This is a genomic window from Streptomonospora nanhaiensis, from assembly GCF_013410565.1.
Classification (GTDB): Bacteria; Actinomycetota; Actinomycetes; order Streptosporangiales; family Streptosporangiaceae; genus Streptomonospora; species Streptomonospora nanhaiensis.
In genome coordinates, this window is record NZ_JACCFO010000001.1 from 5,983,571 (window position 1) to 6,008,411 (window position 24,841).

Here is a 24,841-nt window from a genome sequence, read left to right on the forward strand (position 1 = left end):
CTTGGTTGCCGATGGGGGGTAGCGGCGTACCCGGCCGCGCCGCCGGCCGAAAGACCCGTGGCGGCGCAGGCGGCCGGGGCGGCCGGTCCGCGCACCGCGCGGACAGCGGGGTCGTGGGTGGTGCGCGCGGCGGCCTAGCGCAGCGCCGCCGCCTGCCGGTCGGGGCCGCCGGACGCGGAGGTGCGCCGCAGTGTGTGGGTCAGCGAGGCCGTCAGCGTCTGGACCACCGAGGCGCGGTCGCGGGCGTCGCACGCCACCAGCGGGATCTCCGGGTCCAGCTGGAGGGCGTCGCGCACCTCGGCCAGGTCGTGGCTCTGCTCGCCGTCGAACAGGTTGACGGCGACGATGAACGGCACGTCGGAGTCGTTCTCGAAGTAGTTGACCGCCGGGAAGGACACGTCCAGCCGCCGGGTGTCCACGAGCACGACGGCGGCGCTGGCGCCCCGGCTCAGGTCGTCCCACATCGGCCAGAACCGCGCCTGGCCGGGGGTGCCGAACAGGTACAGCACGAGGTCGGGCGACATCGTGATGCGGCCGAAGTCCATGGCGACCGTGGTGGTGACCTTGCCGGTGCCCTGGGTGTCGGGGTCGACCGTGCGGGCGGCCTGGGTCATCCACGCCTCGGTGTTGACCGGGGGGATCTCCGACACCGTGCCCACGAGGGTGGTCTTCCCGACACCGAACCCGCCGGCCACGACGATCTTCGCCGAGGTCAACTGCGGCGACCGGTCAGGCGAGCTGGTAAAGGCCATCGATGACTCTCTTCAGCAGGCGGGGGTCGTAGGGGGAGGAGTAGGTCTCGGGGTTGATGACCATGCGCTCGCGGGCGGCCATGTCGCCGATGAGCACCCGGGTGACGCCCAGCGACACCCCGCAGTGCGCCGACAGTTCGGCGACCGACTGCACGGCGGTGTGGGCGCGCTCGTAGAGGGAGCGCGCCTCGGGCGGCAGCCGCCGGGAGTACGCCGGGTCGTAGTGCGGCACCGAGATCAGCGTGTGCACGTGGAGGCGGTGCCGGGTGCGGGTCCGCCCGCCGGTCAGCACATAGGGGCGCACCCATGGATTGACCGTCATAGTGGCTTCTTCCTCGTGGTGGGCGGGGACGTCACGACACGCTCCGGCCGACGGACATCCCGCGCAGGTCGTCGCGCATCTGCGGGGTCAGCACGTGGCCCACGCTCTGCACCAGTTGGGTCATGCGGTGGGCCACCACGCCGAGGTTGGCGCCCTCCCGGACGAGCACGGCCAGTCCGGCGAGGCTGCCGATGCCCATGAACAGGAAGTGCCCGGCGGGGAACTTCAGCATGATCTGGTCGCAGCGGGCCTCGTCGACCTGGCGGGCGATGTTGTGCCCCAGGCTGATCAGCCCGCTGGTCATCGCCGCGAGCGGGTCGGCCGTGTCGGCGGGGATGTCGCCCGAGGAGATGAGCGGCAGCCCGTCGGAGGACACGATGAGCGCGTGGGCCACGCCCGGGGTCGAGTTGGCGAAGTCGTTGACCAGCCAGCCGAACTCCTGGGGGCTGCGCGGTGCTGCGCCGTCCATCACCACACCTCGTTGTCGTCGTCGCGGTCGGTGCCGGGGCCGCCGGCGGGCGGGGGCGGGTCGTCGGCGCCGGTGCCCGCGGCGCCGGAGGTGAAGGCGGCGAGGTCGTCGGCGAACGACCCGGCCGGGGCCGGGCCGGTCCCGGCCTCGTCCGCGTCCGTGCCGCCCTCGCGCGCCAGCGGTCGGCGGGGCCGGTCGGCGCTGCCGGCGTCCTGGCGGCGCAGGCTGCGGCGCTCGCGGCGCGGCAGGTCGCCGGCGGGCGGGCGCTCGGGCGGCGGGGGCTCGGGCGGGGGCGCCGACTCCGGGCCGATGGGGCCCGGCGCCAGGCTCAGCCGCGGCGGCGCCGGCGCGGGCTGCTCCGCCCCGGCGGGGCCGCCGGGGTCGGCGGGGGCGCCGGCGGCGAAGAGGTCGCCCACCGGCGGCGGGGGAGCGGGGATGTCGCACACCAGGTGCGGCGGCAGCGACACCACCACGGTGGTGCCGCCCGGCCCGCCGGCGGTGCGGCTGGAGAAGTGCACGCCCACGCCGTGGCGCTGGGCGAGCCGGTGCACCACGGGGAAGCCGGTGTGCCGGGCGGTGCGGTCGTCCACGGGCGGCACCGGGCCGGCCATGGCGGCGTTGAGGGTGCGGACCTGCTCCTCCTTGAGGCCGATCCCGGAGTCGACGATGCGCACCACCACCCCGCCGGTCTCGGTGGGGTGGGCGCTGACGGCCACGGAGCCCGGCGAGTAGCGGGTGGCGTTGTCCAGGAGCGGGGCGATGAGCGCGGCCACGTCGTCGGTGGCGTAGGCGGGCACGGCGAGTTCGGCGACCGTGCCGATCTGGATGCGGGTGTAGGACTCGATGGAGGACGCGGCCATGCGCACCACGTCCAGCAGCGAGGCGAGGTCGCCGCCCAGTTCGCTGTCGTCCTGGCCGGCCAGGACCCGCAGTTCGCGGGCCGCGCGGCGCATCATCGCCACGGCGTGGTCGACGGCGTAGAGGCGGCCGAGGCGCTCGGGGTCCTCCTCGTCGCGCTCCAGCAGGTCCAGCGCCTGGCGCTGCTGCTCGGCCAGGACGAGCACCTGCATGGCGAAGCGGTCGCACACCGAGGCCATGGGGCCGCCCGCCGGGTCGGCGGAGGCGGGGGCCGCCGGCTCCGCCGGCGTCGTGCGCGCCGCGGGCGGCTGCCCGGCGGGGCCCTGCTCGGCGGCGGGGGCCGGCGCGGGCGCGGCGTGCCGGGGCGAGGAGGCGGGAGCGGCGGGCGCGGCGTCCGCCGCGGGGGGCGTACCGGCGGCGGCCGGGGGCGCGGCCGGCTCGGCGGAGTCCGCGCGGCGGCGCCGGAGCAGCCGGATCATGGTCTTCTCCCCATGCGCGGGCTGAGGGGCAGGCGGTGCGAAGCGCCGGGGCGCGGCAGTGGCACGGACATCGACTTCTCGCACTTCTGGTCAGGGCGGTGCGCGGCGGGCGCGCGGGAGGCCGGCGCGGCCGACGGGCGCGCGCTGCCGGGTCGGGAAAAGGCCGACGCCAATGGCGAAAAGGCCGGTCGGCGGACCCGTTGATCTTCAGACTTGCACAAGTTGAAGCGGACGAAAAGCGCGCGAGTCGCAATTGCTCTTCTAACTCATTAAAGACGTCAAAACGCCCAAATGTCACGATTGTCCAACTTTGAACAAGTTGGCCCGCGGGCTCCGCCGCCGCGCCCGCCGCCTCCGGCCGCGCGCCGCTGACGAGCCAGGACCCCGCCGCGGGAGCGGGATCAGCGCGCCGGTCCGCGCGCCCGGGCCGCCCACCGGCCCGGAGCCGGTGCCCACCGTAGCCGATCGCCCGCGGCCGGCCGCGGGCACCCCCGCTCGGCGCCCGCCGCCCGGATTTAGGATCCTCCAATGGTCCTGTTCGGTCATATCCGGGAATTCGTCCGGGCGGTGCGGGCGTGGCAGCGGGCCGCGGCGGAGCGGGCGCCGGACTGGGACAGGGAGGTGATCGCCGACCTCGCCCTGCCCATCCTGCTGTCCCCCGAGATCCGCGCGGCCGTCCGCCACGCGGGCGCCACCCCCGAGGAGATCGTCCAGGACCTGGAGCCGAGCCTGGACCGGCTGCTGCGGACCGAGGTCCTGTCCTACTCCATGGAGCTGGACACCCGCCGGTGGCTCCAGGACCTCGCCGACGCCGCCGCCGCCGACGTGGAGTTCCCGCCCGGCGCCCTGCGCTCGGCCGCCGCGCTCGCCGTCGTGGCCGTCGGCGTGCCGCTCGCGGGGCTGCTGATCACCCCGGCCGCCGGGCTGCTGCCCCTGGCCGCCGCGGCGGCGGCCGTCCCCCTCGTGCGGCTGCTGGGCCACGCCAGCCACACCCGCGCGGTGTTCTCCCCCGCCTCCGAGCGGCACCTGCGCGACACCGTCATCGCGCCCGGTGTGCGCCGCGCCATCAACGACCGGCTGCGCGCCCTGGACCGCGAGCAGCCCTTCCACGTCACCCGGGCCCCGGCGCTGACCGAGCCGACCGAGCCCCAGCAGATCGTCTCCACCGACGCCGTGCGGCGGCTCACCCGCCTGGCCGACACCATGGCCTACGGCAGCATCGGGATCTCCGGCCCCCGGGGCGTGGGCAAGAGCACCCTGCTCAAGGGCTTCTGCGACATCCGCTTCGCCCGCGGCGACGCCCCCGACCTGCGCGTCCTGGTCTCGGCGCCGGTGCAGTACGACGCGCGGGAGTTCCTGGTGCACGCCTTCGCCGAACTGTGCGAGGCGGTCGTCGCCACCGCGCACACCCCCTCGGGCCTGTCGCGGGTGGCGGTGCTGCTGCGCGCCGTGGCCGCCGTGCTCGCGGTGGCGGCCGGCGCGGCGCTGTGGCGCGCCTCGGACCTGTCGGTCGCGCCCGCCACCCTGATCTGGCTGGAGCACGTCGCGGTGAACTTCGCGCTGGCCATGGCGGCCGGCACCGCCGCGCTGGCGGCGGTCATCCGCCTGCTGACCGAGCGGCGGGCCGGGCTGCTCAGCGGGGAGCGGGTGCCGGCGGGCCACCTGCGCCGGGCGGCGGCCGTCCTGGCGGCGGGGGCGCTGCCGGCGGCCGCGGCCTACTTCGTGTGGCAGGTCGTGCAGGTCGTGCAGCGGGCGCCCCGCGAGCGGCCCGACTACGCCGCGCTGTGGACGCCGGTCACCCCGGGGCTGCTGATCCTGGCCGGCGCGGCGGCCGCCCTGTTCCTGGCCCAGCGCCTGGCCGCGCGGGCGCGGCGCGGCAGCCCCCGGCGGCCCGACATCGCGCAGTCGGCGCGCGAGCACCTGCGGCGGCTGCGGTTCATGCAGACGGTGACCACGGGACTGACCGGGGGGCTCGCCGCCACCCGCTTCCTCCAGTTCGGCGGCACCCGCGGCAGCGAGCTGGCCGAGCAGCAGATGGGGCTGCCCCAGGTGGTCGCGGACTTCCGGGAGTTCGCCGCCGAGGCCGCGCAGTGGTGGCGCTCGACGCACAACGGCGAGGGCCGGATCGTCATCGGCATCGACGAGTGCGACAAGATCAGCGGCGGGGACGCCGCGCAGCGGTTCATGAACGACGTCAAGGCGGTCTTCGGCGTGCCGCACTGCCTGTTCCTCGTCTCGGTGTCGGAAGAGGCGCTCGCGGCGTTCGAGAACCGCGCCTTCGGGGTGCGCGACGCCTTCGACACCGCCTTCGACGACATCCTGCGGGTGGGCCACCTGACCTTCGCCGACGTGCGCGAGATCCTGGTGCGCCGCGTCGCGGGCATCCCCGACTCCCTGGTGGCGCTGTGCCACGTGCTGTCGGGCGGGCTGCCGCGCGAGTGCCTGCGCACCGCCCGCGCCCTGGTGGAGATCCGCGCCGCCCACGAGGCCGACGGCACCGGGCCGGCGCCCGAGACCGGCGAGTTCGCCACCGCCCTGGTGGCCGCCGAGGTCGACACCGCCAAGCGGGAGCTGCTGCGGCGGCTGCGCGCCGAGGGGCCGGTGTCCACGCGCGCCGACGTCCCCCCGGCCCTGGTGGACGATCTGCTCGGGCAGTCCTGGCCCGAGGTGACGGCCGAGGGGCTGCGCGCGGGCGCCGCCGCGTGTGCGGACGTGCCCGCCGCGCGGGAGTTCGCCACCCGGCTGTGGTTCCTCGCGGCGGTGCTGGAAGCATTCGTGGACGGCCGGTCCCGGCTGGCGGGCGGGCTGCGCGACGACCCCGAGCCGACCGCCGCGCTGCTCGCCCTGCTGGCCCGGGTGCGCCAGGGCGGCACCGACGACGACCAGCTCGTCCGCGCCCAGGTGGACCTGTTCCGCGCCGCGTGGAGCGGCGCGCCCGCCGCCGGGCGGCACGGGTAGCCGGTGCGGCGGGCGCGCGGGAAGCGGGCGGTGCGGCCGAGGCGGGCGGCGCGTGCGCGGCGGCTCAGCGCAGGGCGCCGGCCACCACCTCGGCCGCCGCGGCCACCAGCGCGTCCTGGGGCTCGTCCTCGGGGTCGTCCTGGCCGGTCATGATCGCCATCACGATCGGGTCGCCGCCCTCCTCGGGCCACACCACGGCGATGTCGTTGCGCGCGCCGTAGCCGGCCGTGCCGGTCTTGTCGCCGACCTCCCAGCCCTCGGGCACGCCCGCCCGGATCAGGGCGTCGCCGGTCCGGCTGCGCTTGAGCATGTCCACGAGCAGGGCGCGCTTGTCCTCGGGCAGCACGTCGCCCAGCGTGTAGGCGCGCAGGGTGGTGGCCATGGCCTCGGGCGTGCTGGTGTCGCGGTCGTCGCCGGGCCGGCCCTCGCTGAGGTCGGGCTCGACCCGGTCGACCTGCGTGACGTCGTCGCCCAGCTCCTCCAGCGCGGCGTCCAGCCCCTCGGGGCCGCCCAGCTCCTCGAACAGCAGGTTGGCGGCGCTGTTGTCGCTGAAGCGCACGGCGGCGTCGCAGATCTCCAGCAGCGTCATGGTGGAGCCCACGTGCTCGCTCACGACGGGGGAGTGGGAGTCGGGAAGCAGGTCGGCGGCCTCGATCGGCACCTCCTCCTCCAGTTCGGCCATGGTGTTGGCCTCCAGCACGGCCCCGGCCGAGAACGCCTTGTGGGTGGAGGCGTAGGCGAACCGCTCGTCGGCGTTGAAGGCGACCTCCCGCCCGGTGCCGGTGTCCAGGGCGTAGACCCCGAGCCGGGCGTCGTACTCCTTCTCCAGCTCCTCCAGGTCGGGGGTGTAGGCGGCCGGGTCGAGCGGGGCCGCCGAGGGCGGTGCCGACTCCTCGGCGGCGGACGCGTCCGGCTCCGGGGCGCCGCAGCCCAGCACGGACAGCAGGGCCAGCGCCGCCGCGGCGGCGGGCAGGGCGCGGACGGGTTCGGCGGGTGTTCCGACGGACATGGCGGTGTCCTTCTCCTCGCGGTGGTGGGGCGGGCGGGACGAGGGCGCCCCTCCCGGGGACACGGCAGGGCGCGGGCCCGCGGCGCGGCGAGGCGCCGCGCGTCCCCCCTGGTGGCGGGCCCGCGCAGCAGTCTGGTGGACGACCGCCGATGCCGTCCAAGACGGCAATGACCAGTTCCATGCCAAACGGGCATATCCTCTGGCCATGGATCTTGTCGGCGCCTGCCGCGCGTTCGTCTCCGTGGGGGAGCGCGGCAGCTTCACCCTCGGCGCCGCCGCCGCGCGCATCCCCCAGCCGGTGGCCAGCCGGCGCATCGCGGCGCTGGAGAAGCACCTGGGGGCGCCGCTGTTCGACCGCTCGGCCCGGCGCGCCACCCTCACCCCCTTCGGCCGCGAGATGCTGCCCTCGGCCCAGCGGCTCGTCCGGCTGGCCGACGCCATGGAGTACGACGCCGAGACCGCCCGGCGCACCCCGCTGCGCCTGGCCGTGCCCGACACCTGCGCCACCCTGGCCCTGGCGCGGCTGGAGGCCGAGGCCCGGGGCCACGGCCTGCACCTGGAGTTCCAGCCCGCGCCGCCGGCCCGGCGCGCCGAACTGCTGCGCTCCCACCAGGTGCGCGCCGCCGTGGTGGCCGTGGCGCCCGACAGCGCGGCCTGGACGGTGCCGCTGGGCCTGGCCGGGGCCGCCCCGCCGCGCGCCGCGGTGTACTACCTGGAGACCCTGCGGCCCGGCCGCGGCGACCCCGCGCCGCGCGCCCGGCGGGTGTGGATCCAGCCCGAGGACGACGTCCCCCACGTGCGCGACCGCCTGGTGCGGCTGGGCGACACGCTGGGCCTGCGGCCCGCGCAGGTGGCCGTGGCGGGCTCGCTGACCTCGGCGGTGGCCGACACCCTGGAGTCGGCCGACCTCCTGCTGTGCCCGGCCGGCCAGGCCGCCGAGCTGGGCCTGCACTGGCGCCCGCTGGGCGAGACCGCGCTGCCGCGCGGCTACGACGTCGCCGGGGCGGTGGGCGCCGGCGACGACGCCGAGCGGATCCGCACCCTGCTGGGTGCGGCGGTCGCCCGCTGCCTGGGTGCCGCGGCCGGGGCGGAGGCGGCGGCGTGAGTGTCGAGGCCCTGGTCCGCGGGCTGTGCGCCGAACTCGACGAGGGCGGCCTGCACGGCTCCTTCCTCGTGCGCGACCTCGACACCGGCGAGGAGCTGGGCATCGAGCCCGACCTGGAGTTTCCCATCGCCTCGCTGGTGAAGGTCCCGCTGGCCGCCGCCACCCTGGACCGCATCGCCCGGGGCGAGCTGGACGGCGCGGCCCGGCTGCACGTGGAGCCGGGCCGGGTCACCACCCCCGGGCCCACCGGCATCACCCGGTTCCGCCACCCCGTCGACATCGCCGTGGACGACCTGCTCTACCTGGCGGTGGCCCTCAGCGACGGCGCCGCCAGCGACGCGCTGTTCGGCCTGACCCCGCCGGAGGAGGTCGCCGCCTGGCTGCGATCGGCGGGCCTCCACGGCATCACGGTGCGCCGCCACCTCATGAGCGACCTGCTGGACACCCCGGCCGAGCGGCTGGACCCCGAGGACCTCCACCTGGCCTACGCGCTGGCCATCGAGGCGCAGACCGCCGGGCGCGGGCACCGGCTGCGCCAGCTCGACGTCTCGCGCTCCAACTCCGGGTCGGCGCGGGCGATGGTGGACCTGCTGGAGGCGCTGTGGCGGCCCTCGGCCGTGCCCGAGGGCGTGGCCGCGCGGGTGCGCGAGCTGATGGCCGCCAACGTGCTGCGCCACCGCCTGGCGCCCGACTTCGCCTCCGACGCCGCCCGGTGGTCCTCCAAGACCGGCACCCTGCTCAACATGCGCCACGAGGCCGGGGTGGTCGAGCACGCCGACGGCCGGACCTTCGCGGTGGCCGCGCTGACCGCCTCGCGCGTGGCCGCCATGGTGCAGCCCGGCGCCGAGGCGCTGATGGGCCGGGTGGCGCGCGCCCTGCGCGACCACCTGCGGGAGCTGTAGCGGCGGCGCGCGGCGCTAGACGTCGGGGAGCTCCCCGGTGAGGGCGACCGAGCGGGCGACCTCGCGCAGCTTGGTGTTGGTGTTGTTGGAGGCGGTCCGCAGCAGCGCGAACGCCTGGTCGCTGGTGAGCCGGCGGCGTTCCATGATGATCCCCACCGCCTCGCCGATCTCCTGGCGGGTCTCGTAGCCCGCGCGCAGCGTGGCCACGCGCTGGGCGGCGGCGATGGCCACCACGGCGTGGGAGGCGAAGGCCCAGCCAGGGCGCTCAGCGTGGCGTCGTGGGTGTACAGCTCGAAGCCGAGCATGGAGCCGATCCCCAGCTCCACCGCGCGCGGGCGGTAGCGCGGCCACCGGTCCTCGGCGGCCATGTCGTCGACCCGGAAGCTCTGCTCGTGGCGGGCGGCGTCCAGGCACGGGCCCTCGTCGCACTCCACCTGGGCGCGGTCGGAGGCGCGGACGAACTCGTGGGTGGCGGCCGGGGTGTCCAGCAGGTGCCTGCGCCGGTCCAGCAGCATGACCCCGGCGGCCTCGCAGCCCTGGACGGTGTCCACCGCCAGTTCGCAGATGCGCTGCAGCACGTCCTCCACGGTGTCCTGGGCCAGCAGCTCCCGCGCCATCTCGGCGAAGAGCCGGATGTGGCGGTCCTGCACGGCCCCGTGCGACTCGGCCACCGCCTGCCTCCTCTCCCCGGCGCCCTCCCGGCACTGCGGCGCCTGGGACCACGCTACCCAGGTGCGAACCCGGCATTCCCGACCCGCCCGGGCTCGCGCGCGGCGGTAGGGGCCGCCTCAGCCGGCGAACCGCTCCAGCCGGGCCTCCTCCACGTCCAGGGCGGACTGGGCGCGGCGCAGCGCCCGGGAGTCGTGGAGGCCGCGCCCGCGCGCCGCCAGCAGGGCCTCGCGCTGGGCCGACAGCACCGCCCGGCGCAGCCGCACGTACTCCGCGCGCGCCGCGTCGTCGTCGCGGCCGCAGACCCCCAGCCCGTCGTCCTCGTCGTCGGAGGACCGCACGCGGCTGTCGGCGCGCACCCGGTCCAGCAGGGCCGGATCGGCGGGTTCCCCCTCCGGCGCGGTCACGGCGGGGTCGGCCAGCACGGCGGCGCCGGCCCGCGACAGCTCCGCCAGCAGTCCGGCGTAGTCGTCGCGCATCCGGTCGGGGTCGTCGCCGGGGACCTTGACCGCCCGGATGACCGCCGGCAGGGTGAACCCCTGGACCAGCAGCGTGGCCGCCGCCACGACGAACGCGACCAGCACCAGGAGCGGGCGGTGCGGTGTGTCGGCGGGCAGGGTCTGGGCCGCCGCCAGGGTGATCGCGCCGCGCATGCCCGACCAGGCCAGCACCACGCCGCCGCGCCAGCCCACCGGCTTGCGCAGCCGGAACGCGGCGTCGGCCGAGGCGCGGACCACCCGGCGGCGCAGCCGCTCCCGGCCGCGCCCGCGGGGCCCCGAAGGCGCCTCGGTGTCCTCCAGGCGGCGGCGCAGGACCTCCAGGCGGGGCCGGATCCGCCGGGCGCGGCGCACGTCGCGGCGCATCACCGCCACCAGCGGGACCGCGAAGGCCATGCGGATCACGGTGACCACGGCGGAGGCCGCCAGACCCAGGCCGACGGCGGTCCAGGGGTCCAGGCCGCGTTCGGCCACCCGCGCCACCAGCGGCGCCACGCTCAGACCCATCAGCAGGAACACCGCGTTCTCCAGCAGGAACGATAGCGTGCGCCAGTTGGTGGCCTCGCTGAGGCGGTCGCGCGCGGCCAGGTGGCGCGGGCTGAGGTGGCCGGTGGCCAGGCCGGCGACCACCGCGGCCAGCACACCGGAGGCACCGGCGTCCTCGGCCGGCACGAACGCCACGAAGGGCACCACGAAGGAGACCGCCGTGTTGAGCACGGGGTCGTTGAGCAGCCCGCGCACCCGCACGTTGACCACGCCCACCGCCAGGCCGATCAGCACCGACACCGCCACGGCGTAGAGGAAGTCGCCCAGCACGCCCCACACCGACACCGCCGCCGCCGAGGCGGCCACCGCCGTGCGCAGCAGGATCAGCGCCGAGGCGTCGTTGACCAGCCCTTCGCCCTCCAGCAGGGTCAGCAGCCGCGAGGGCAGGCCCAGGCGCCGGCCCACGGCCGTGGCGGCGACCGCGTCGGTGGGGCTGACGACCGCGCCCAGCGCGAAGGCCGCCGGCCAGCCGATGCCCGGCACCGCCGCGTGGAACAGCCAGCCCGTGCCCAGGGTGGTCAGCACCACCAGCAGCACCGCCAGCCCGGTGATGGGCCCCACGTCGCGCCGGAAGTCCTGCACCGGCATGGTGACCGCCGCCGCGTAGAGCAGCACCGGCAGCACCCCGGCCAGCACCCACTCGGGATCGAGCCGGGGGTGGGGCACCCCGGGCACGAAGCTCAGCCCGATGCCCACGGCCACCAGGCTCAGCGGCAGCGCCACCCCGAGCCGGTCGGACAGCGCGGCCACCACCACGATGCTGACCACGCCCGCCGCGACGACGAGGGTCACCTCCATGCCCGCCCCTTCCCCACCGACAGCGGTCCCGTCCGATGTTCGCGTTTCGGCGCGCGACGAAAGAGGTGGCACGCCGAGGAGCGGCGTGGTCGGGTGGTGGGGGTCACGCCCCGTCGCGGCGCGGGCGGCGCGCGTGAGCGACCGGCCGCGGCCGGCCCCGAGAACACGAGTGCGATGAAAGGCGGAACAGCCATGACGTTCACGACGAAGACGCGGGCCTGCGCGGCGGCGGCCGCGGCGGCGGCGGGCCTGGCCCTGGTCGGGCTCGGCGCTCCGGCGGCCCACGCCGAGCAGGCGAGCGCCGGCGAGCCCTGCGGCTACCTCGACATGGGCCGCTACAACCACTGCGGCACGGGCTCGGTGGCGGTCGACGTCGACCAGTGGAACCCGGCCTTCCCGTCGTCCCTGTACTGCGTGGGCCCCGGGATCACCGACCTGGACAACCACTCCACCGAGGACTGGGGGGTCTACTACGCCTCCTACGCCCCCGGGTACGAGGGCTGCACCGTGGGCGCCGTCTGGGTGCCCTGACCCGGGAGGCGGCAAGCCCCGTCCCCCGGGCGGCGCCCCGGCCGGCTCCCGGGGCGCCGCCCTCAGCGCAGCAGCAGGTAGGCGGCCAGCGCGCCCAGGGTGAAGGCGGTGCCCAGCAGCAGGAGCACGGTCGCGGCCAGGCCCCGGTCGGGCTCGAAGGCGTAGCCGAACCCCAGGCGCCGCGCCACGCCCACTCCCGTCAGGACGATCCCCACGACGAACACGCCGAGCAGGGCGGGCAGGAGTTCGGGCCCCAGGGAGTCGGGCCGGGGCGAGCGGAGGAACGCCACGACCGCGATGACGACCGCCGCCGGGGTGGTCACCACGCCGAAGAGGTCGGCGCCCAGGCTCAGCATCCCGCGCCCCTGGTCACCCGCCACGCTGGCCCCCTCGGTTCTCGGTTGACCGCCTCACAGCGGGAACCGCTCGACCCGGCGGCGGGCCAGGCGGTAGGCGCTGCGGCTCCACTCGCCCTCGGCGGCGACGGAGCCGAGCAGTTCCCGGAGTTCGTTGACCGTCTCGGTGGCGGCGTTCTCGTCGCGCAGCAGGCGCCGGCGCAGCGGGGCGGCCAGCAGCGCCTGGAGCGTGTAGGCCAGCGCGCCGCAGGTCAGCGCGAGGACCAGCACCGCCGCGCCGAGGAGGGCGGCGGCCTGGGCCGCGGGCGCGGCCGCGGCGGCGCAGGCCAGGCCGGCGCCGCCGGCCAGGACCTGCACGGCCCGCACCGTGCCCAGCGCGGTGCGCGCGCGGTCGGCGCCGGCCAGCAGCTCCTCGGCGCGGGCCAGCGCGGCCTCGAAGCTCGCGGCCAGCGCCTGCTCGCGGGTCTCGTAGCGCAGGTGCACGTCGCCGCCGTGCACGGTGACGGCGTGGCCGGCGGTCGGGCCGGGCTGGTCGCCGCCGGGTGTCCGCGGGCCGCCTCCCGCGCCGGTGCCAGTGCCAGTGCTCATACCGTGTTCCCCACCAACGAGAGAAAGGAGTTCATCAGGCGCGAGGAGTGGGTGGCGTCCAGCTGCGGTGCCACCCGGACGTCGCGGCCCACCTGGTAGGTCTCCAGCCAGCAGCTGAACGGCACCACGGCGACCCGGCGGAGGTTCATGGTGCCCACCGCCTCCACGAGGTCGGCGAGCAGCGCGGCGAACTCCGAGTCGCCGCCGCGCCGCCCGCGCGGGATGTAGTAGTCGCGGGCGCGGTCCAGGTCGTCCCAGTACAGGTCGGCCTTTGCGGCCACCACGATCAGCCAGACGTCGGTGCGCCGGCGCCAGGCCCGGGTGAGCCGCCCGCAGATGTCGGCGAAGTCGGCCAGTTCCTCGCGGCGGTTGCGCTCGGTCAGGCTCTCCAGGGTGACCGGCTTGCCCTCGACGTCGCTGAGCGCGTTGAGGACGCCGTTCTGCTCCTCCGGCCAGATCTTGTTGTAGCCCCAGCAGACCGTGTGGATGACCCCGGCCGGGTAGCGCCCGCCGGTCATGATCCGCTCCAGCCCGTGGGTGCGGGGGTCGCTGGCCTGGCCGGGCGGGATGTGGGTCTCGGCGCGGAAGGTCCCGCGCGGGGTGCGGATGCGCGCCCGGTGCCGCTCCACCCGGTCGCTGCGGGCGGTGGGCAGCGAGTGGTTGCGGGTGCGCCCGGTCAGGGACCGGTAGATCATGGTCTTGCCGGCGCCGCTGTGGCCGGTGAGCGCGATGGGCACCTGGGTGCGCATCAGCGAGAAGGGCAGCATGGGCCGCATCGTGACCGGTGATGCCGCGGCGGCGGTGTCGACCGCGGCGGCGGCCCGGTCCCACCCCGCCCGCACCTCGTCCCAGAAGTCCACAGGCGTCCCGCTTCTCGGTCCCCTCGCCGACGGTTGGCGCCCAATTAAAGCAGGGGCCGCCGCGCCCCACCACCGGGTACGGGAGGCCGCCCCCGCCCGGTGGCGGTGCGGTGAGGAGTGAGCCGGGCGCCTTCGGGGCAGGGGAAGCCACGACGACCTGCGGCGACACGCGCCGCGGCCGTCCGCCACCGACCCAGGGGAGGGCCGATGAGGGGGCCGAACCGACCCGAGGGCGGCGACGTGGGGCGCCGTGTCGCCCGCCGCCGCACCGAGCTCGGGCTCTCGCGCGAGCAGTTGGCCGAGCGTACCGGGATGGACCCCGGCTACGTGGCCTACCTGGAGGAGAACCCGGCGGAGCCCAGCCACGAGGCGCTCTACCGCCTGGCCCAGGCGCTGCGCACCTCCACCGAGTGCCTGCTGGGCGCGGGCGGCGACACCCCGCCGGGCAGCGCGGTCACCGCCGTCCCCGCCCCCGCCGGCCGCGTGCTCGGCGCGGAGGAGTGCCGGAGCCTGATCGCGCCCGGCGGCGTGGGCCGGGTCGCGTTCACCACCGCGCCCGGGGCCCCGCCCACGGTGCTGCCGGTCACCTACTCCTTCTGGCGGGGCGCGGTGGTGTTCCGCACCGAGGAGGGCGGGCTGATCGCCCGGCACGCGCCGGGGGCGATGAGCTTCGAGGTCGACCGGCTCGACGGCGCCACCGCCGAGGGCTGGAGCGTGCTCGTCACCGGGCGGGGCCGCCCGGTGACCGACGCCCGGGAGCTGGCGGACCTGCGCGCCGACACCGACGTCCGCCCGTGGGCGGGCGGTCGGCGGGAGGCGTGGATCCGCGTCGACGAGGAGTCGATCACCGGCCGCCGGGTGGGCGACCGCCGCGCCCCCCGGCCCAGGGCGGCCGACACCGACGCCGACAGCGAAACCGGCACCGGCGCGCAGGCGCCGGGCGCGGGCCGCGAGGCCGGGGGCCGCACCGGCTGAGGGCGGGCGCCGCCCCGGGAGCGCGGCGGCGCCGCGCCTCAGCGCGTGAGCTGCCGGCCGCCCGCGACCGACAGCACCTCGCCGTTGACGTGGCCGTTGGCGCCCGAGCCGAGGAAGACGGCCGCGGCGGCGACGTCCTCGGGCGTGCAGATGCGGCCGGTGGGGGTCTGCCGGCTCTCGGACTCCACGGCCTCCCGGCCCAGCCAGGGGGTGTTCAGCGCGCTCGGTCAGCGTGAATCCGGGGCGAACCACGTTGGTCAGCACGCCGTGGCGGGCCTCGCGCACGGCCAGGACGCGCGCCGCCGCCTCCAGGGCGCCCTTGGCGGCGGGGTAGCCGGTGGGCCCGGCCATCGGCTGGTCGACCACGTCGGAGGAGACGAGCACGATCCGCCCCCACCCGGCGCGGCGCATCCCCGGCAGCACCGCCTCCACGGTGGCAAGGGGGCCCGAGACGTTGGCGGTCAGCACGGCGGCCAGGGCCGCCCAGTCCTGGTCGTGGGAGGCGGGCCAGGCCACGGCGTTGGCCACCAGTACGTCGACGCCGCCGAAGGCGGCCTCCACCTCGGCCGCGGCGCGGGCGACCGAGTCGGGGTCGGCCTGGTCCAGGCGGACCGGGCGGGCGGTGCCGCCGGCCTCGGCGATCTCCCCGGCGGTCTTCTCGGCCGCGGCGCGGTTGGTGTGCCAGCCCACCGCCACCGCCGCGCCCTCGGCGGCGAACGCGGCGGCGACGGCGCGCCCGATCGCGCCCGAGCCGCCGGTGACGAACGCTGTCCTGCCGGTGAGTCCGGTTTCCATGCGCACCTCCTGGTGTCGTTAGCCGAACATCATTTAGTCGGCTAATGAATAGCCGACTATACATCAGTAGCATGGGCGGGTGAACAGGGACGAGGCGATGCGCGTCAACCGGGCGCTGACCAAGACGGGCAAGCTCTACCGCGCGGTGCGCGCCCGCAAGCTCGCCGCGCTGGACCTGCATCCGGGCCAGGACGTGCTGCTGTGGCTGCTGGCCGAGGAGGAGGACGGCATGACCGTCTCCCAGCTCGCGGCCCGCGTGGGGGTGGAGCCGCCCACCGCGACCCGCAGCCTGGCCCGTATGGAGAAGCGCGGCCTGTTCCGGCGCGAGCCGGTGCCCGCCGACCGCCGCCAGGTGCGCATCGTGCTGACCGAGGAGGCCCGGCGCCTGCTCCCGGCGATCGAGGCCGCCTGGGTCGAACTCGCCGACGAGGTGGTGGGCGACCTTCCGCCCGAGCAGCGCGCGGCGGTGGTGGCCGCCCTGGAGCACGCCAACGACCGCATGCGCGCCCAGGTCGGCGCGGCGGAGCCGGCCGAGGACTAAAGGGCCCGCCCCGAAGCACTGGCACCGGCGGCGGCGCGGGCGGCCCCCCGAGGGGCGGGCCGCCCGGCCGGCGCCGAAGGCCCCTACTCCTCGGGGCGGCCGCCCGGAGCGGCCGCGGCCTCGCGGCGGCGGGGCGCCCAGGCCATGGCCAGCGCGCCCGCCAGCACGCCGACGGCGGCGCCGGCCGCGGCCCACGTCCAGGGCGGGGCGGCCGCGGCGTCACCGGACGCCCCGTAGTCGGGGATGTCGGCCGGGTCGCCGTAGGAGCCCCGGCGGTCGACGGTGGAGCCGTCGGCCCAGCCGTCGCCCATGTCGCAGTTGACCCGGTCGTGCGCGGGCGCGCCGCCCGGGGCGGGGGCGGGCGGCGCGGACGCGGCGGGAGCGGGGGCGGGGTCGGCCGCTGCGGCGGCCGGCGGGGCCGATGCCGCCAGGACGGCGGCGGCCAGCGCCGCGCCGGCGGTGCGGAGGACGGTCACGAAGGCTTCTCCTCTTCGGGCGCGCGGTGGGCGGCGGCACGACCGCGCGGGGAGGGCGCGGGCGCCGGTGAAGGCGCGCGGCGCCGCCCCGCGCGGTCACCGCGACCCCTTCCCGGGGCGGCCCCGGCCACACGCGGGTCCGCCGGGGCGCGGGCCGCCGGCGGGGTCCGCCGCGACACGCCGGTCCTATTTCCTACTTTTCAGATTGACAAAGATCGGTAGAGCGGTGAGGATGGCGGCAGTCGGCTCGGAACTTCGACTGCGAGCCGGCGCCGCGGCGCTTTCTTTCGTAGAAGATCCAGGGCGCCGCCGATCCGGGCCGGGACCGCACTCTCCGCTGCGGTCCCGGCCCGCCGCGATCCCGTGCACCGCCGCCCGCTCCCGGGCGGCAGGTCCCAGCCGAGAGGACGACTGCCGTGGCCGTGGCGCTGCACTGGCGCCTGCCCGCCCGGGGCGCCGACCAGGGGACGGGGGCCGTGCCCACCCGCGCCCAGAGCGAACGCGCGGTCGGCCTGTTCCGCGCCTTCGCCCGCGCCGCCGCCGACCACGGGTTCACCGGGGTGGCCACCGCGCCCGAGCGGTGGAGCCAGGACGCCTGGATCAGCGCGGCGCGCCTGGCCGACGAGGCGCGCACCCTCACCTTCCTGCTGGCCCTGCGCCCCGGCCTGATGCCGCCCGCCCTGGGCGCCCAGCTCGCCGACACCTACCAGCGGCTCAGCGGCGGCCGGGTGCTGCTGCACGTCGTCGCCGACGACGAGCCCGGCGCCGGGGGAGCCGGCGACCCCCGCCGCGCCGACGCCTTCCTCGGCGCCATCGCCCGCTACCGCGCCGACGCCGACCTCGCCGCCGCCGCGGGCGCCATGGGGCGCAGCCCCGACTTCCCGCCCGTCTACCTGGGCGGGTACTCCCCGGCGGCGCTGGAGGTCGCGGCCCGCCACGCCGACGTGTGCCTGCTGCCGGCCCGCCCGCGCGGCGCGCTGCGGCGCGCCCTGGACCGCGCCCGGGCCCTGGCCGAGCGCGCGGGGCGCCGACCGGCCTTCGGCACCCGGTTGCACGTGGTCACGCGCGACACCGAACTGGAGGCCCGCCGGCACGCCGGGCCGCTGATCGCGGGCACCGGGCCGCGCGGCCGGCGGCTGCCCGCCGCCGCGCCGGCGCGCGCGGGCGCGGTGCCCCGCGCGCCGGCCGGGACCGCGCCGGGGCGCGCCCTGCCCCGGCCCGCCGCACGGCCGGGCGAGGGCGCGGCCGTGCTGGTGGGCAGCCACCGGCAGGTGGCCGACCGCATCGCCGAGTACGCCGACGCCGGGATCACCCACTTCGTCCTTAGCGGCGACCCGGCGCTGGAGGAGGTGCACCACTTCGGCGCCGGGGTGCTGCCGCTGCTGGGCGAGCGCGGCCTGTGGCGCCCGGCCGCGGCCGCGCCCGCCGCCGCGCCGAGGTAGCCGGTACAGGACGGATCAGCGCCCCGCGCCGCAGGCGGCCGGGGCCGGGGGAGCGACGAGAGGGGGTGGCGGCCGTGGCGGAGGCGCGGTCGGCGGCGGCGCTGCGCGCGGCCGTGTTCGACGAGCGGTGTCGCCGGCGCGCGCCGCACCGGCACCCGCCACGTCCGCTCGTCCCGCCTGGAAAGGCAACCGCCATGACCGCCGTAGTCCAGCCACCGGCACCCACCCCGCTGACCCTCGACCGCCTGGTCGAACTCACCGCCCGCACCGCCGAGGAGGTGCGGCGCGGCCTGCACGCCGTCCGCTACGACACCCGCAACCGCTGGTCGATGCGCCTGAGCACCGACGCCTACGTCGACCTGTGGCTCATCTCCTGGACCCAGGACCAGGCCACCGCCCTGCACGACCACGCCGGCTCGCTCGGCGCCCTCACCGTGGTCCACGGCGACCTCACCGAGCACCACTGGACCGGCCGCCTGGCCCGGCGCGAGCTGCCCCAGGGCACCGGCGCCGCCTTCCCGCTGGGCCACGTGCACGACGTGGTCAACCTGGCGCCGGCCCCGGCCGTCAGCGTGCACGCCTACTCGCCGCCGCTGACCGCGATGTCCTACTACCGGGTCGACGACAGCGGCGCGCTGCGCCGCACCCACAGCACCCTCACCGACGACCCCGAACCGGCCGCCCCGACCGTCGCCTCCGTGCCGCTGCTGCGGGAGGACGCGTGAGCGCCGGCGCCGTGCCGCCGGGCGGCGCGGTGGCGCGGCTGCTTGAGCGGCGCCGCGCCCGGCTGGTGCGGCTGGCCCCGCGCGAGGCCGCCCGCGCCCGGGACGAGGGTGCGGTGCTGGTGGACATCCGCCCCCAGGCCGACCGGGCCGCCGAGGGCGCGATCCCCGGCGCGCTGGTCGTGGAGCGCAACGTCCTGGAGTGGCGGCTGGACCCCACCAGCCCCGACCGGCTGCCCGGCCCCGCCGGATCCGCCGACACGCGCGTGGTGCTGTTCTGCAACGAGGGCTACGCCTCCAGCCTGGCTGCTGCCGACCTGCTGGACCTCGGCCGGCCCGGTGCCACCGACATGGTCGGCGGCTTCCGCGCCTGGGCCGCCGAGGGCCTGCCGGTGGTCCCGCCCGGCGCCTGAGCGCGCCGGGCGGGACCACCGGCAGGGCCCCGCCCGCACGCGCGGGCCGCCGCCCCGGGGGAGGCGGCGGCCCGCGCGGCGGCGGGCGGGCCGGAGCGCGGTTACCAGCGGTGGTGCACCTGGGGGCGCACCAGGTCGTCGTAGACCGCGCGCACGGCGTCGTGGACCGGGGCGGGCAGGGGGGCGAACCCGGCCGCGGCGGCGTTGGCGCGGGCCTGGTCGGCGTTGCGCGCGCCGGGGATCACCGTGCTCACGCCCGGCTGGTCCAGGATCCAGCGCAGCGCGAACTGCGCCATGGTCATGCCCTCGGGCACCAGCGGGCGTAGGCGGTCCACCGCCGCCAGGCCGGTGCGGAAGTCCACGCCCGAGAACGTCTCGCCGACGTCGAACGCCTCGCCCGCGCGGTTGAAGTTGCGGTGGTCGTCCTCGGCGAAGGAGGTGTCGGCGCCGAAGCGGCCGGACAGCAGCCCGCTGGCCAGCGGCACCCGCGCGATGACGCCCACCCCGGCCGCCCGCGCCGCCGGCAGCACCCGCTCCAGCGGCCTGTGCCGGAACGCGTTGAGGATGATCTGGACGGTGGCGACGTTGGGGCGCGCGATCGCGGCCAGCGCCTCGTCGCAGGTCTCGACGCTGACCCCGTAGGCGCGCATGCGGCCCTCGGCGACCATCGCGTCCAGGGTGTCGAACACCGCGTCGGCGGCGTAGACGGCCGGGGGCGGGCAGTGCAGCTGCACCAGGTCGAGGGTGTCCACGCCGAGGTTGGCGCGGGAGCGGTCGTTCCACGCCCGCAGGTTGTCGGCGTGGTAGTTGGCGGGGTCCTGCTCGACGCGCCGGCCCATCTTGGTGGCCGCCGTCAGGCCGGGCCGCTCCGCGAGGAGTTCGCCGACCAGCCGCTCGCTGCGGCCGTCGCCGTAGACGTCGGCGGTGTCGAAGAAGGTGACCCCGGCGTCGGCCGCCGCGCGCAGTGCCGCCCGCGCGTCGTCCTCGTCGACGTGCCCCCACGAGGCGCCGATCTGCCAGGCGCCGAACCCGACGGCGCTGACACCGGTCCCGGTCCTGCCCAGTGTGCGTTCTTCCATGGCAGCCGATCCTACGGCCCCGCTTGGAAGCGCTCCCACCGTCGTGGCCCCCGCGGGCGGCACGGGGCGCGGTTTGCCGCCGGCGCGCGCGGTCAGCCGTGCGGGAAGAGGAGGAGCGCCATGGGATGCGGAGTCGCGCACAAGCTCATCGAGTCGCACCTGGTCGAGGGCGAGGCGGTGCCCGGCACGGTGATCGGGCTGCGGGTCGACCAGACCCTCACCCAGGACGCCACCGGGACCCTGGTCATGCAGGAGCTGGAGGCGCTGGGCCTGGACCGCACGCGCGCCGAGGTCAGCGTGCAGTACGTGGACCACAACCTGCTCCAGGCCGACGAGAAGAACGCCGAGGACCACGCCTTCCTGCACTCGGCGGCCCGGCGCTACGGGCTGTGGTACTCCAAGCCGGGCAACGGGGTCTCCCACCCCACCCACATGCAGCGCTTCGGCGTGCCCGGAAAGACGCTGGCCGGGTCCGACTCCCACACCTGCGCCGCCGGGTCGCTGGGCATGCTCGCCATCGGCGTGGGCGGGCTGGAGGTCGCCATGGCCGTCGCCGGGCGCCCGCTGCACCTGCGCATGCCCGAGGTCTGGGGGGTGCGCCTCACCGGCGCGCTGCCGCCCTGGACCTCGGCCAAGGACGTGATCCTGGAGATGCTGCGCCGCCACGGGGTCAAGGGCGGGCTCAACCGGATCGTGGAGTACCACGGGCCGGGGGTGGCCACGCTCACGGCGATGGACCGGCACGTCATCGCCAACATGGGCGCCGAGCTGGGCGCCACCACCACCGTGTTCCCCGCCGACCGCGCCGTGCGGGAGTTCCTGCGCGCCGAGGACCGCGAGGAGGACTTCACCGAGCTGCTCGCCGACGACGGCGCCCGCTACGACGTCACCGAGGAGATCGACCTGTCGGCCGTCGAGCCGCTGATCGCGCGGCCCTCCTCGCCCGGCGACGTGGTGCCGGTGCGCGAGGCCGCCGGCACCGAGGTCGACCAGGTGGTCATCGGGTCCTCGGCCAACCCCGGGCTGCGCGACTACGCCGTGGCCGCCGCCATGGTGAAGGGCCGCCAGACCGACAGCGCGGTCAGCTTCGACGTCAACCCGTCCTCGCGGCAGATCCTCTCCGACCTCACCCGCATCGGCGCGACCCTCGACCTGGTCGCCGCCGGCGCGCGCATCCACCAGGCCGGCTGCCTGGGCTGCATCGGTATGGGCCAGGCGCTGGCCCCGGGCCGCAACTCCCTGCGCACCTTCCCGCGCAACTTCCCCGGGCGCTCGGGCACCGAGGAGGACGCCGTGTGGCTGTGCTCTCCGGAGACCGCCGCGGCCGCCGCGCTCACCGGGGTGATCACCGACCCGCGCGACCTCGCCGCCGAGCTGGGCCTGGAGTACCCCCGCCTGGAGCCGCCCGCGCGCGCCTCGGTCAACACCGCGATGCTGGTGCCGCCGCTGCCGCCCGAGGAGGCGCGGCGGGTCGAGCTGGTCAAGGGGCCCAACATCTCGGCGCTGCCCGACTTCCCGCCGCTGCCCGACCGGATCGAGGCCCCGGTGCTGCTCAAGGTCGGCGACAACGTCTCCACCGACGAGATCTCGCCGGCCGGCGCCCGGGCCCTGCCCTACCGCTCCAACGTGCCCCGCCTGGCCGACTTCACGTTCACCCGCATCGACCCCGACTACCCCCGGCGGGCGCGCGAGACCGCCGGGGACTCCGGCCACCTGGTGGTGGGCGGCGACAACTACGGCCAGGGCTCCTCGCGCGAGCACGCCGCCATCACGCCCCGCTACCTGGGGCTGCGCGCGGTGGTGGCGAAGTCTTTCGCCCGGATCCACTGGCAGAACCTGGCCAACTTCGGCATCCTCGCGCTGGAGTTCACCGACCCCGCCGACCACGACCGGATCGGCGCCGGGGACGTGCTGGTGCTGGAGGGCCTGACCGAGCGCCTGACGGCCGGGGACGAGGTTTGCGCGCGCGACGCCGCCACGGGGGAGGAGTACCGGCTGCGCCACCGGCTCTCGCCCGACCAGGCCCGGGCCGTGCTGGCGGGCGGGCGGATCCCGCTGCTGGCCCGGGAGCTGGAGTAGGGCGGCCCGGGGCGGCCGGCGCGGCGGGCGCCCCGGGCCCGAGCGCTCAAGCCAGGCCGCCGTTGACCATGACGGTCTGGCCGTTGATCCAGCGGGCCGGGCCGGCCAGGGCCGAGACGACCTCGGCGATGTCGGCGGGCTCGCCCAGGCGGCCCAGGGGGATCCGCCCGGTGATCTGGCGCACCAGCTCCTCGCTCTTGCCGTCGAGGAACATGGAGGTGGCTGTGGGGCCGGGCGCCACGGCGTTGACGGTGATGTCGCGCCCGGCCAGCTCCCGGGCCAGGACCGGCACCAGCGCCTCCACGGCCGCCTTGCTCGCCGCGTAGGCGGCGTAGGTGGGCTGGAGCGTGCGGGTGACGGTGGTGGAGAAGTGGATCAGCGCCCCGCCCGGGCGCAGGCGGCGGGCGGCCTCGCGGCTGACCGCGAACGCGCCGTACACGTTGACGCGGTGCACCCGCTCCAGTTCGGCGAGGTCGAGGTCGGCCACGGGTGTCAGGCGCATGATCCCGGCGGCGTTGACGACCACGTCGATCCCGCCGAAGCGGGCCTGGGCGGTGTCGAACAGGGCCCGCACGGAGTCCGCGTCGCCCACCTCGACCTGGGCGGCCACCGCCGTGCCGCCGGCCTCCTCGATCGCGGTGACGGCGGCCTTGGCCTCGGCCTCGCCGGCGGAGTAGCCCACGACGACGCTCTGGCCGTCGGCGGCCAGCCGCTCGGCGGCGGCCCGTCCGATGCCCCGGGACCCGCCGGTGACGACGGCGACGCGCGGCTTCTCGCTCATGGTGCTCACTTTGCTTCCCTCGGTGGAGCGCACGGGCGGCCGGCCGTGCAGCGGTTGTTAACGCTGACAACGTAACGTCGTTATCGATTGTCGTCAATGCGCCAACAGAAAAACGTTGCCACTGGAAACATCGCCGGGTCGGCGGTAGTATCGCCGCCACCATGAAGCGCGAGATCATCTGCGACCGCATCGTCCAGGCGGCCACCGAACTCCTTGCCGAGGGCGGGCGCGAGGCGGTCTCCACGCGCGCGGTCTGTGCCCGCTCCGGCGTGCAGTCGCCCACCATCTACCGCATCTTCCACGACAAGCAGGGCCTGCTGGACGCGGTCGCCCGCCAGGGGTTCGAGCGCTACCTGGCCGACAAGGCCGGCCTGCCCGCCTCCGCCGACCCGGTCGAGGACCTGCGCCGGGGCTGGGACCTCCACGTCGGGTTCGGGCTGGCCAACCCCGCGCTGTACACGCTGGTCTACGGCGACGTGCGCACCGGCCGCCAGTCACCGGCCGCGGCCCTGGGCGCGGCGGCGCTGGCCGAGCGCGTGCGGCGCGTCGCCGCCGCCGGCCGGCTGCGCGTCAGCGAGGAGCGCGCGGCCCACCTCATGCACTCCGCCGGGCGCGGGCTGACCCTGACCCTGATCGAGCTGCCCGAGGAGCGGCGCGACCCCGCGCTGTCGGCGCTGGCCCGCGAGGCCGCCATCGCCGCCGTCACCACCGGCGCGCCCGCCCCCGCCGGCGCGGGCGAGCCGGTCACCGCCGCCGTCGTGGCCCTGCGCGCCGCCCTGCCCGGCCTGGACGCGCTCAGCGCGGCCGAGCGCACCCTGCTCACCGAGTGGCTGGACCGCCTGGCCGCGCCCGCGGCGCCCTCCGTTTGAGGTGCCGCCCCTCCCGCCGCCCCTCCCGCCGCCCCGGCCCGGCCCGGGCGCGAACAACGGCGGCCACCCCGCGCACGCGGGGTGGCCGCCGCCGGCAGGCGGGTGCGGTCCAGGGACGAGGCAGGGGCAGGGCGCGTACGCCCCCGGAGCCGCACCGCCCGGCCCGCGAGGGGCCGGGTCTGTGATGTCTGGTGCGAGAGGCGGACCTCCTGACGTGGTCGCGGCGGACGGATCGGCCGGGGCGGATCAGACGACGTAGGGAGAGACCCGGCGGGCGTCGCGCAGGGCGCGCGCCCACCACTCCAGCTGCTCCAGGAACGCCTTGGCGGCGACGTTGACGGGCTCGGGGGTGACCGGGTTGCCCTCCTCGTCGAACTTGTCGTGGCAGTCCATGAAGCACACGGTGTTGCGGATGGTGGTGGCCTGCACCTCGTTGAAGACCGCGCGCAGGGCCTCGACCGAGGTGACGCCGCCGGTCAGGCCGCCGTAGGACACGAAGCCCACGGCCTTGGCGTTCCACTCGGTGTAGAACCAGTCGATCGCGTTCTTCAGCGAGGCCGGGTAGCCCCGGTTGTAGACGGGGGTGACCACGATGAACGCGTCGGCGCGGGCCAGCCGCGGCGACAGCGCCGCCACCTCGGGCGGCACGGGCGCGCCGGGGTCGTCGCCGCCGAGCACGAACGGCAGGTCGGCCTCGGCGAGGTCGATCACGTCGACCTCGAAGGAGCCGTGCTGCCGCGCCCGCTCGGCGATCCAGCGGGCGGGGATGGGGCCGAACCGGTCGGTGCGGATGCTCCCGACGATGACGGCCACGCGTAGGGGGTCGTTCTCCGGCATGGTGGGCCTTGCTCCTTAACTGCTTCTTCCTGTTCAGGGACGGGGCGGCCCCTGCCGGGGTCTGGGGCGCGGCGGGCGGCGCCCCCGGGCCTTCCGGCCGGGGGCGCCGCCCGCCCGGGCCGCCGTCGCGGAT

At 76.8% G+C, this 24,841-nt stretch carries 26 protein-coding genes and 2 pseudogenes; 11 read left to right on the forward strand and 17 right to left on the reverse strand.

The genetic code is table 11. The features are described from left to right. Positions 1-134 precede the first annotated feature (134 nt). From HNR12_RS26330 to HNR12_RS29310, 4 genes are read right to left on the reverse strand one after another with little or no spacing between them, the layout of a single operon-like run. Complete coding sequence (locus tag HNR12_RS26330; RefSeq protein WP_179770068.1) at positions 135-752, reverse strand: GTP-binding protein; 618 nt, start codon at positions 750-752, stop codon at positions 135-137. Further along, the gene (locus HNR12_RS26335) at positions 730-1,074 is read right to left on the reverse strand and encodes a DUF742 domain-containing protein (protein ID WP_179770069.1); all 345 of its coding nucleotides are present in this window, start codon (positions 1,072-1,074) and stop codon (positions 730-732) included. The genes HNR12_RS26330 and HNR12_RS26335 overlap by 23 nt, the downstream gene beginning before the upstream one ends. A 31-nt stretch (positions 1,075-1,105) precedes the next feature. After that, the gene (locus HNR12_RS26340; protein WP_179770070.1) at positions 1,106-1,543 is read right to left on the reverse strand and encodes a roadblock/LC7 domain-containing protein; all 438 of its coding nucleotides are present in this window, start codon (positions 1,541-1,543) and stop codon (positions 1,106-1,108) included. Next, complete coding sequence (locus HNR12_RS29310; protein WP_179770071.1) at positions 1,543-2,880, reverse strand: sensor histidine kinase; 1,338 nt, start codon at positions 2,878-2,880, stop codon at positions 1,543-1,545. The genes HNR12_RS26340 and HNR12_RS29310 overlap by 1 nt, the downstream gene beginning before the upstream one ends. A gap of 528 nt (positions 2,881-3,408) precedes the next feature. Between HNR12_RS29310 and HNR12_RS26350 the strand changes: the two genes are divergently transcribed. Then, on the forward strand, positions 3,409-5,838 hold the full coding sequence (locus HNR12_RS26350; RefSeq protein ID WP_179770072.1) for a hypothetical protein: 2,430 nt from the start codon (positions 3,409-3,411) through the stop codon (positions 5,836-5,838). 64 nt (positions 5,839-5,902) lie between these two features. Here the strand turns inward: HNR12_RS26350 and bla are convergent, their stop codons facing one another. Beyond that, positions 5,903-6,847 carry a class A beta-lactamase gene (gene bla, locus HNR12_RS26355; protein ID WP_179770073.1) on the reverse strand — a complete coding sequence of 315 codons (945 nt, stop codon included), beginning with the start codon at positions 6,845-6,847 and terminating at the stop codon, positions 5,903-5,905. Positions 6,848-7,052: 205 nt separating this feature from the next. Between bla and HNR12_RS26360 the strand changes: the two genes are divergently transcribed. Then, a complete protein-coding gene (locus tag HNR12_RS26360; protein ID WP_179770074.1) occupies positions 7,053-7,952 on the forward strand; it encodes a LysR family transcriptional regulator in 900 nt (299 codons plus the stop codon). Continuing rightward, positions 7,949-8,854, forward strand: a complete 906-nt coding sequence (locus HNR12_RS26365; RefSeq protein WP_179770075.1) for a serine hydrolase — start codon at positions 7,949-7,951, stop codon at positions 8,852-8,854. Before HNR12_RS26360 ends, HNR12_RS26365 begins: the two co-directional genes overlap by 4 nt. A gap of 15 nt (positions 8,855-8,869) precedes the next feature. Here the strand turns inward: HNR12_RS26365 and HNR12_RS29655 are convergent, their stop codons facing one another. The 3 genes and pseudogenes from HNR12_RS29655 to HNR12_RS26375 form a co-directional block, all read right to left on the reverse strand. After that, entirely contained in the window at positions 8,870-9,085 is a 216-nt protein-coding gene (locus tag HNR12_RS29655) for an ANTAR domain-containing protein (protein ID WP_217782424.1), read from the reverse strand. Between the two features lie 65 nt (positions 9,086-9,150). Beyond that, positions 9,151-9,471: pseudogene (locus tag HNR12_RS29860) on the reverse strand (GAF domain-containing protein); the annotation flags it as partial. Between the two features lie 171 nt (positions 9,472-9,642). Further along, the gene (locus HNR12_RS26375) at positions 9,643-11,364 is read right to left on the reverse strand and encodes a cation:proton antiporter (protein WP_179770076.1); all 1,722 of its coding nucleotides are present in this window, start codon (positions 11,362-11,364) and stop codon (positions 9,643-9,645) included. A gap of 192 nt (positions 11,365-11,556) precedes the next feature. Between HNR12_RS26375 and HNR12_RS26380 the strand changes: the two genes are divergently transcribed. Beyond that, the gene (locus tag HNR12_RS26380) at positions 11,557-11,895 is read left to right on the forward strand and encodes a DUF6355 family natural product biosynthesis protein (RefSeq protein ID WP_179770077.1); all 339 of its coding nucleotides are present in this window, start codon (positions 11,557-11,559) and stop codon (positions 11,893-11,895) included. Positions 11,896-11,957: 62 nt separating this feature from the next. Here HNR12_RS26380 and HNR12_RS26385 read toward each other — a convergent pair whose 3' ends face one another. The 3 genes from HNR12_RS26385 to HNR12_RS26395 are packed head-to-tail and all read right to left on the reverse strand — an operon-like array spanning position 11,958 to position 13,699. Next, positions 11,958-12,275, reverse strand: a complete 318-nt coding sequence (locus HNR12_RS26385) for a hypothetical protein (protein WP_179770078.1) — start codon at positions 12,273-12,275, stop codon at positions 11,958-11,960. Positions 12,276-12,305: 30 nt separating this feature from the next. After that, positions 12,306-12,839, reverse strand: coding sequence for a hypothetical protein (locus tag HNR12_RS26390; protein ID WP_179770079.1), 534 nt, complete (start codon positions 12,837-12,839; stop codon positions 12,306-12,308). Further along, complete coding sequence (locus tag HNR12_RS26395; RefSeq protein WP_179770080.1) at positions 12,836-13,699, reverse strand: V-type ATPase subunit; 864 nt, start codon at positions 13,697-13,699, stop codon at positions 12,836-12,838. The genes HNR12_RS26390 and HNR12_RS26395 overlap by 4 nt, the downstream gene beginning before the upstream one ends. A 207-nt stretch (positions 13,700-13,906) precedes the next feature. Here HNR12_RS26395 and HNR12_RS26400 point away from each other — a divergent pair, with 207 nt between their 5' ends. After that, on the forward strand, positions 13,907-14,674 hold the full coding sequence (locus HNR12_RS26400; RefSeq protein WP_179770081.1) for a helix-turn-helix domain-containing protein: 768 nt from the start codon (positions 13,907-13,909) through the stop codon (positions 14,672-14,674). A gap of 38 nt (positions 14,675-14,712) precedes the next feature. On the opposite strand, the gene HNR12_RS29320 is transcribed toward HNR12_RS26400, so the two are convergent. Then, a complete protein-coding gene (locus HNR12_RS29320; RefSeq protein ID WP_218902056.1) occupies positions 14,713-14,862 on the reverse strand; it encodes an SDR family oxidoreductase in 150 nt (49 codons plus the stop codon). 37 nt (positions 14,863-14,899) lie between these two features. After that, positions 14,900-15,469: pseudogene (locus tag HNR12_RS29865) on the reverse strand (SDR family NAD(P)-dependent oxidoreductase); the annotation flags it as partial. Between the two features lie 79 nt (positions 15,470-15,548). On the opposite strand from HNR12_RS29865, the gene HNR12_RS26410 reads away from it, so the two are divergent. Further along, positions 15,549-16,010: a MarR family winged helix-turn-helix transcriptional regulator gene (locus HNR12_RS26410; RefSeq protein WP_179770082.1), complete on the forward strand. Its 462-nt coding sequence runs from the start codon at positions 15,549-15,551 to the stop codon at positions 16,008-16,010. An 83-nt stretch (positions 16,011-16,093) separates the two neighbouring features. Here the strand turns inward: HNR12_RS26410 and HNR12_RS26415 are convergent, their stop codons facing one another. After that, the gene (locus HNR12_RS26415) at positions 16,094-16,486 is read right to left on the reverse strand and encodes a hypothetical protein (protein WP_179770083.1); all 393 of its coding nucleotides are present in this window, start codon (positions 16,484-16,486) and stop codon (positions 16,094-16,096) included. Positions 16,487-16,902: 416 nt separating this feature from the next. On the opposite strand from HNR12_RS26415, the gene HNR12_RS26420 reads away from it, so the two are divergent. From HNR12_RS26420 to HNR12_RS26430, 3 genes are all read left to right on the forward strand, one after another. After that, positions 16,903-17,928, forward strand: coding sequence for an LLM class flavin-dependent oxidoreductase (locus HNR12_RS26420; protein WP_179770084.1), 1,026 nt, complete (start codon positions 16,903-16,905; stop codon positions 17,926-17,928). 194 nt (positions 17,929-18,122) lie between these two features. Beyond that, positions 18,123-18,653: a cysteine dioxygenase gene (locus HNR12_RS26425; protein ID WP_179770085.1), complete on the forward strand. Its 531-nt coding sequence runs from the start codon at positions 18,123-18,125 to the stop codon at positions 18,651-18,653. After that, positions 18,650-19,063 carry a rhodanese-like domain-containing protein gene (locus HNR12_RS26430; RefSeq protein ID WP_308118987.1) on the forward strand — a complete coding sequence of 138 codons (414 nt, stop codon included), beginning with the start codon at positions 18,650-18,652 and terminating at the stop codon, positions 19,061-19,063. Before HNR12_RS26425 ends, HNR12_RS26430 begins: the two co-directional genes overlap by 4 nt. Before the next feature lie 101 nt (positions 19,064-19,164). On the opposite strand, the gene HNR12_RS26435 is transcribed toward HNR12_RS26430, so the two are convergent. Continuing rightward, positions 19,165-20,142, reverse strand: coding sequence for an aldo/keto reductase (locus HNR12_RS26435; RefSeq protein WP_179770086.1), 978 nt, complete (start codon positions 20,140-20,142; stop codon positions 19,165-19,167). Positions 20,143-20,262: 120 nt separating this feature from the next. Between HNR12_RS26435 and HNR12_RS26440 the strand changes: the two genes are divergently transcribed. Then, a complete protein-coding gene (locus HNR12_RS26440) occupies positions 20,263-22,221 on the forward strand; it encodes an aconitate hydratase (RefSeq protein ID WP_179770087.1) in 1,959 nt (652 codons plus the stop codon). A gap of 46 nt (positions 22,222-22,267) precedes the next feature. On the opposite strand, the gene HNR12_RS26445 is transcribed toward HNR12_RS26440, so the two are convergent. Further along, positions 22,268-23,002 (reverse strand): SDR family oxidoreductase, encoded by a 735-nt coding sequence (locus HNR12_RS26445; RefSeq protein ID WP_179770088.1) that lies wholly within the window; start codon positions 23,000-23,002, stop codon positions 22,268-22,270. 161 nt (positions 23,003-23,163) lie between these two features. On the opposite strand from HNR12_RS26445, the gene HNR12_RS26450 reads away from it, so the two are divergent. Next, entirely contained in the window at positions 23,164-23,871 is a 708-nt protein-coding gene (locus tag HNR12_RS26450; RefSeq protein WP_179770089.1) for a TetR/AcrR family transcriptional regulator, read from the forward strand. 246 nt (positions 23,872-24,117) lie between these two features. Here the strand turns inward: HNR12_RS26450 and HNR12_RS26455 are convergent, their stop codons facing one another. Then, a complete protein-coding gene (locus HNR12_RS26455) occupies positions 24,118-24,708 on the reverse strand; it encodes an NADPH-dependent FMN reductase (RefSeq protein ID WP_179770090.1) in 591 nt (196 codons plus the stop codon). Positions 24,709-24,841 lie beyond the last annotated feature (133 nt).

What these genes read in the sequence shown, in the direction of transcription:
- HNR12_RS26330 (WP_179770068.1), bottom strand. Translation starts at nt 752, where the DNA reads ATGGCCTTTACCAGCTCGCCTGACCGGTCGCCGCAGTTGACCTCGGCG.
- HNR12_RS26335 (WP_179770069.1), bottom strand. Translation starts at nt 1,074, where the DNA reads ATGACGGTCAATCCATGGGTGCGCCCCTATGTGCTGACCGGCGGGCGG.
- HNR12_RS26340 (WP_179770070.1), bottom strand. Translation starts at nt 1,543, where the DNA reads ATGGACGGCGCAGCACCGCGCAGCCCCCAGGAGTTCGGCTGGCTGGTC.
- HNR12_RS29310 (WP_179770071.1), bottom strand. Translation starts at nt 2,880, where the DNA reads ATGATCCGGCTGCTCCGGCGCCGCCGCGCGGACTCCGCCGAGCCGGCC.
- HNR12_RS26350 (WP_179770072.1), top strand. Translation starts at nt 3,409, where the DNA reads ATGGTCCTGTTCGGTCATATCCGGGAATTCGTCCGGGCGGTGCGGGCG.
- bla (WP_179770073.1), bottom strand. Translation starts at nt 6,847, where the DNA reads ATGTCCGTCGGAACACCCGCCGAACCCGTCCGCGCCCTGCCCGCCGCC.
- HNR12_RS26360 (WP_179770074.1), top strand. Translation starts at nt 7,053, where the DNA reads ATGGATCTTGTCGGCGCCTGCCGCGCGTTCGTCTCCGTGGGGGAGCGC.
- HNR12_RS26375 (WP_179770076.1), bottom strand. Translation starts at nt 11,364, where the DNA reads ATGGAGGTGACCCTCGTCGTCGCGGCGGGCGTGGTCAGCATCGTGGTG.
- HNR12_RS26380 (WP_179770077.1), top strand. Translation starts at nt 11,557, where the DNA reads ATGACGTTCACGACGAAGACGCGGGCCTGCGCGGCGGCGGCCGCGGCG.
- HNR12_RS26390 (WP_179770079.1), bottom strand. Translation starts at nt 12,839, where the DNA reads ATGAGCACTGGCACTGGCACCGGCGCGGGAGGCGGCCCGCGGACACCC.
- HNR12_RS26400 (WP_179770081.1), top strand. Translation starts at nt 13,907, where the DNA reads ATGAGGGGGCCGAACCGACCCGAGGGCGGCGACGTGGGGCGCCGTGTC.
- HNR12_RS26425 (WP_179770085.1), top strand. Translation starts at nt 18,123, where the DNA reads ATGACCGCCGTAGTCCAGCCACCGGCACCCACCCCGCTGACCCTCGAC.
- HNR12_RS26435 (WP_179770086.1), bottom strand. Translation starts at nt 20,142, where the DNA reads ATGGAAGAACGCACACTGGGCAGGACCGGGACCGGTGTCAGCGCCGTC.
- HNR12_RS26440 (WP_179770087.1), top strand. Translation starts at nt 20,263, where the DNA reads ATGGGATGCGGAGTCGCGCACAAGCTCATCGAGTCGCACCTGGTCGAG.
- HNR12_RS26445 (WP_179770088.1), bottom strand. Translation starts at nt 23,002, where the DNA reads ATGAGCGAGAAGCCGCGCGTCGCCGTCGTCACCGGCGGGTCCCGGGGC.
- HNR12_RS26450 (WP_179770089.1), top strand. Translation starts at nt 23,164, where the DNA reads ATGAAGCGCGAGATCATCTGCGACCGCATCGTCCAGGCGGCCACCGAA.
- HNR12_RS26455 (WP_179770090.1), bottom strand. Translation starts at nt 24,708, where the DNA reads ATGCCGGAGAACGACCCCCTACGCGTGGCCGTCATCGTCGGGAGCATC.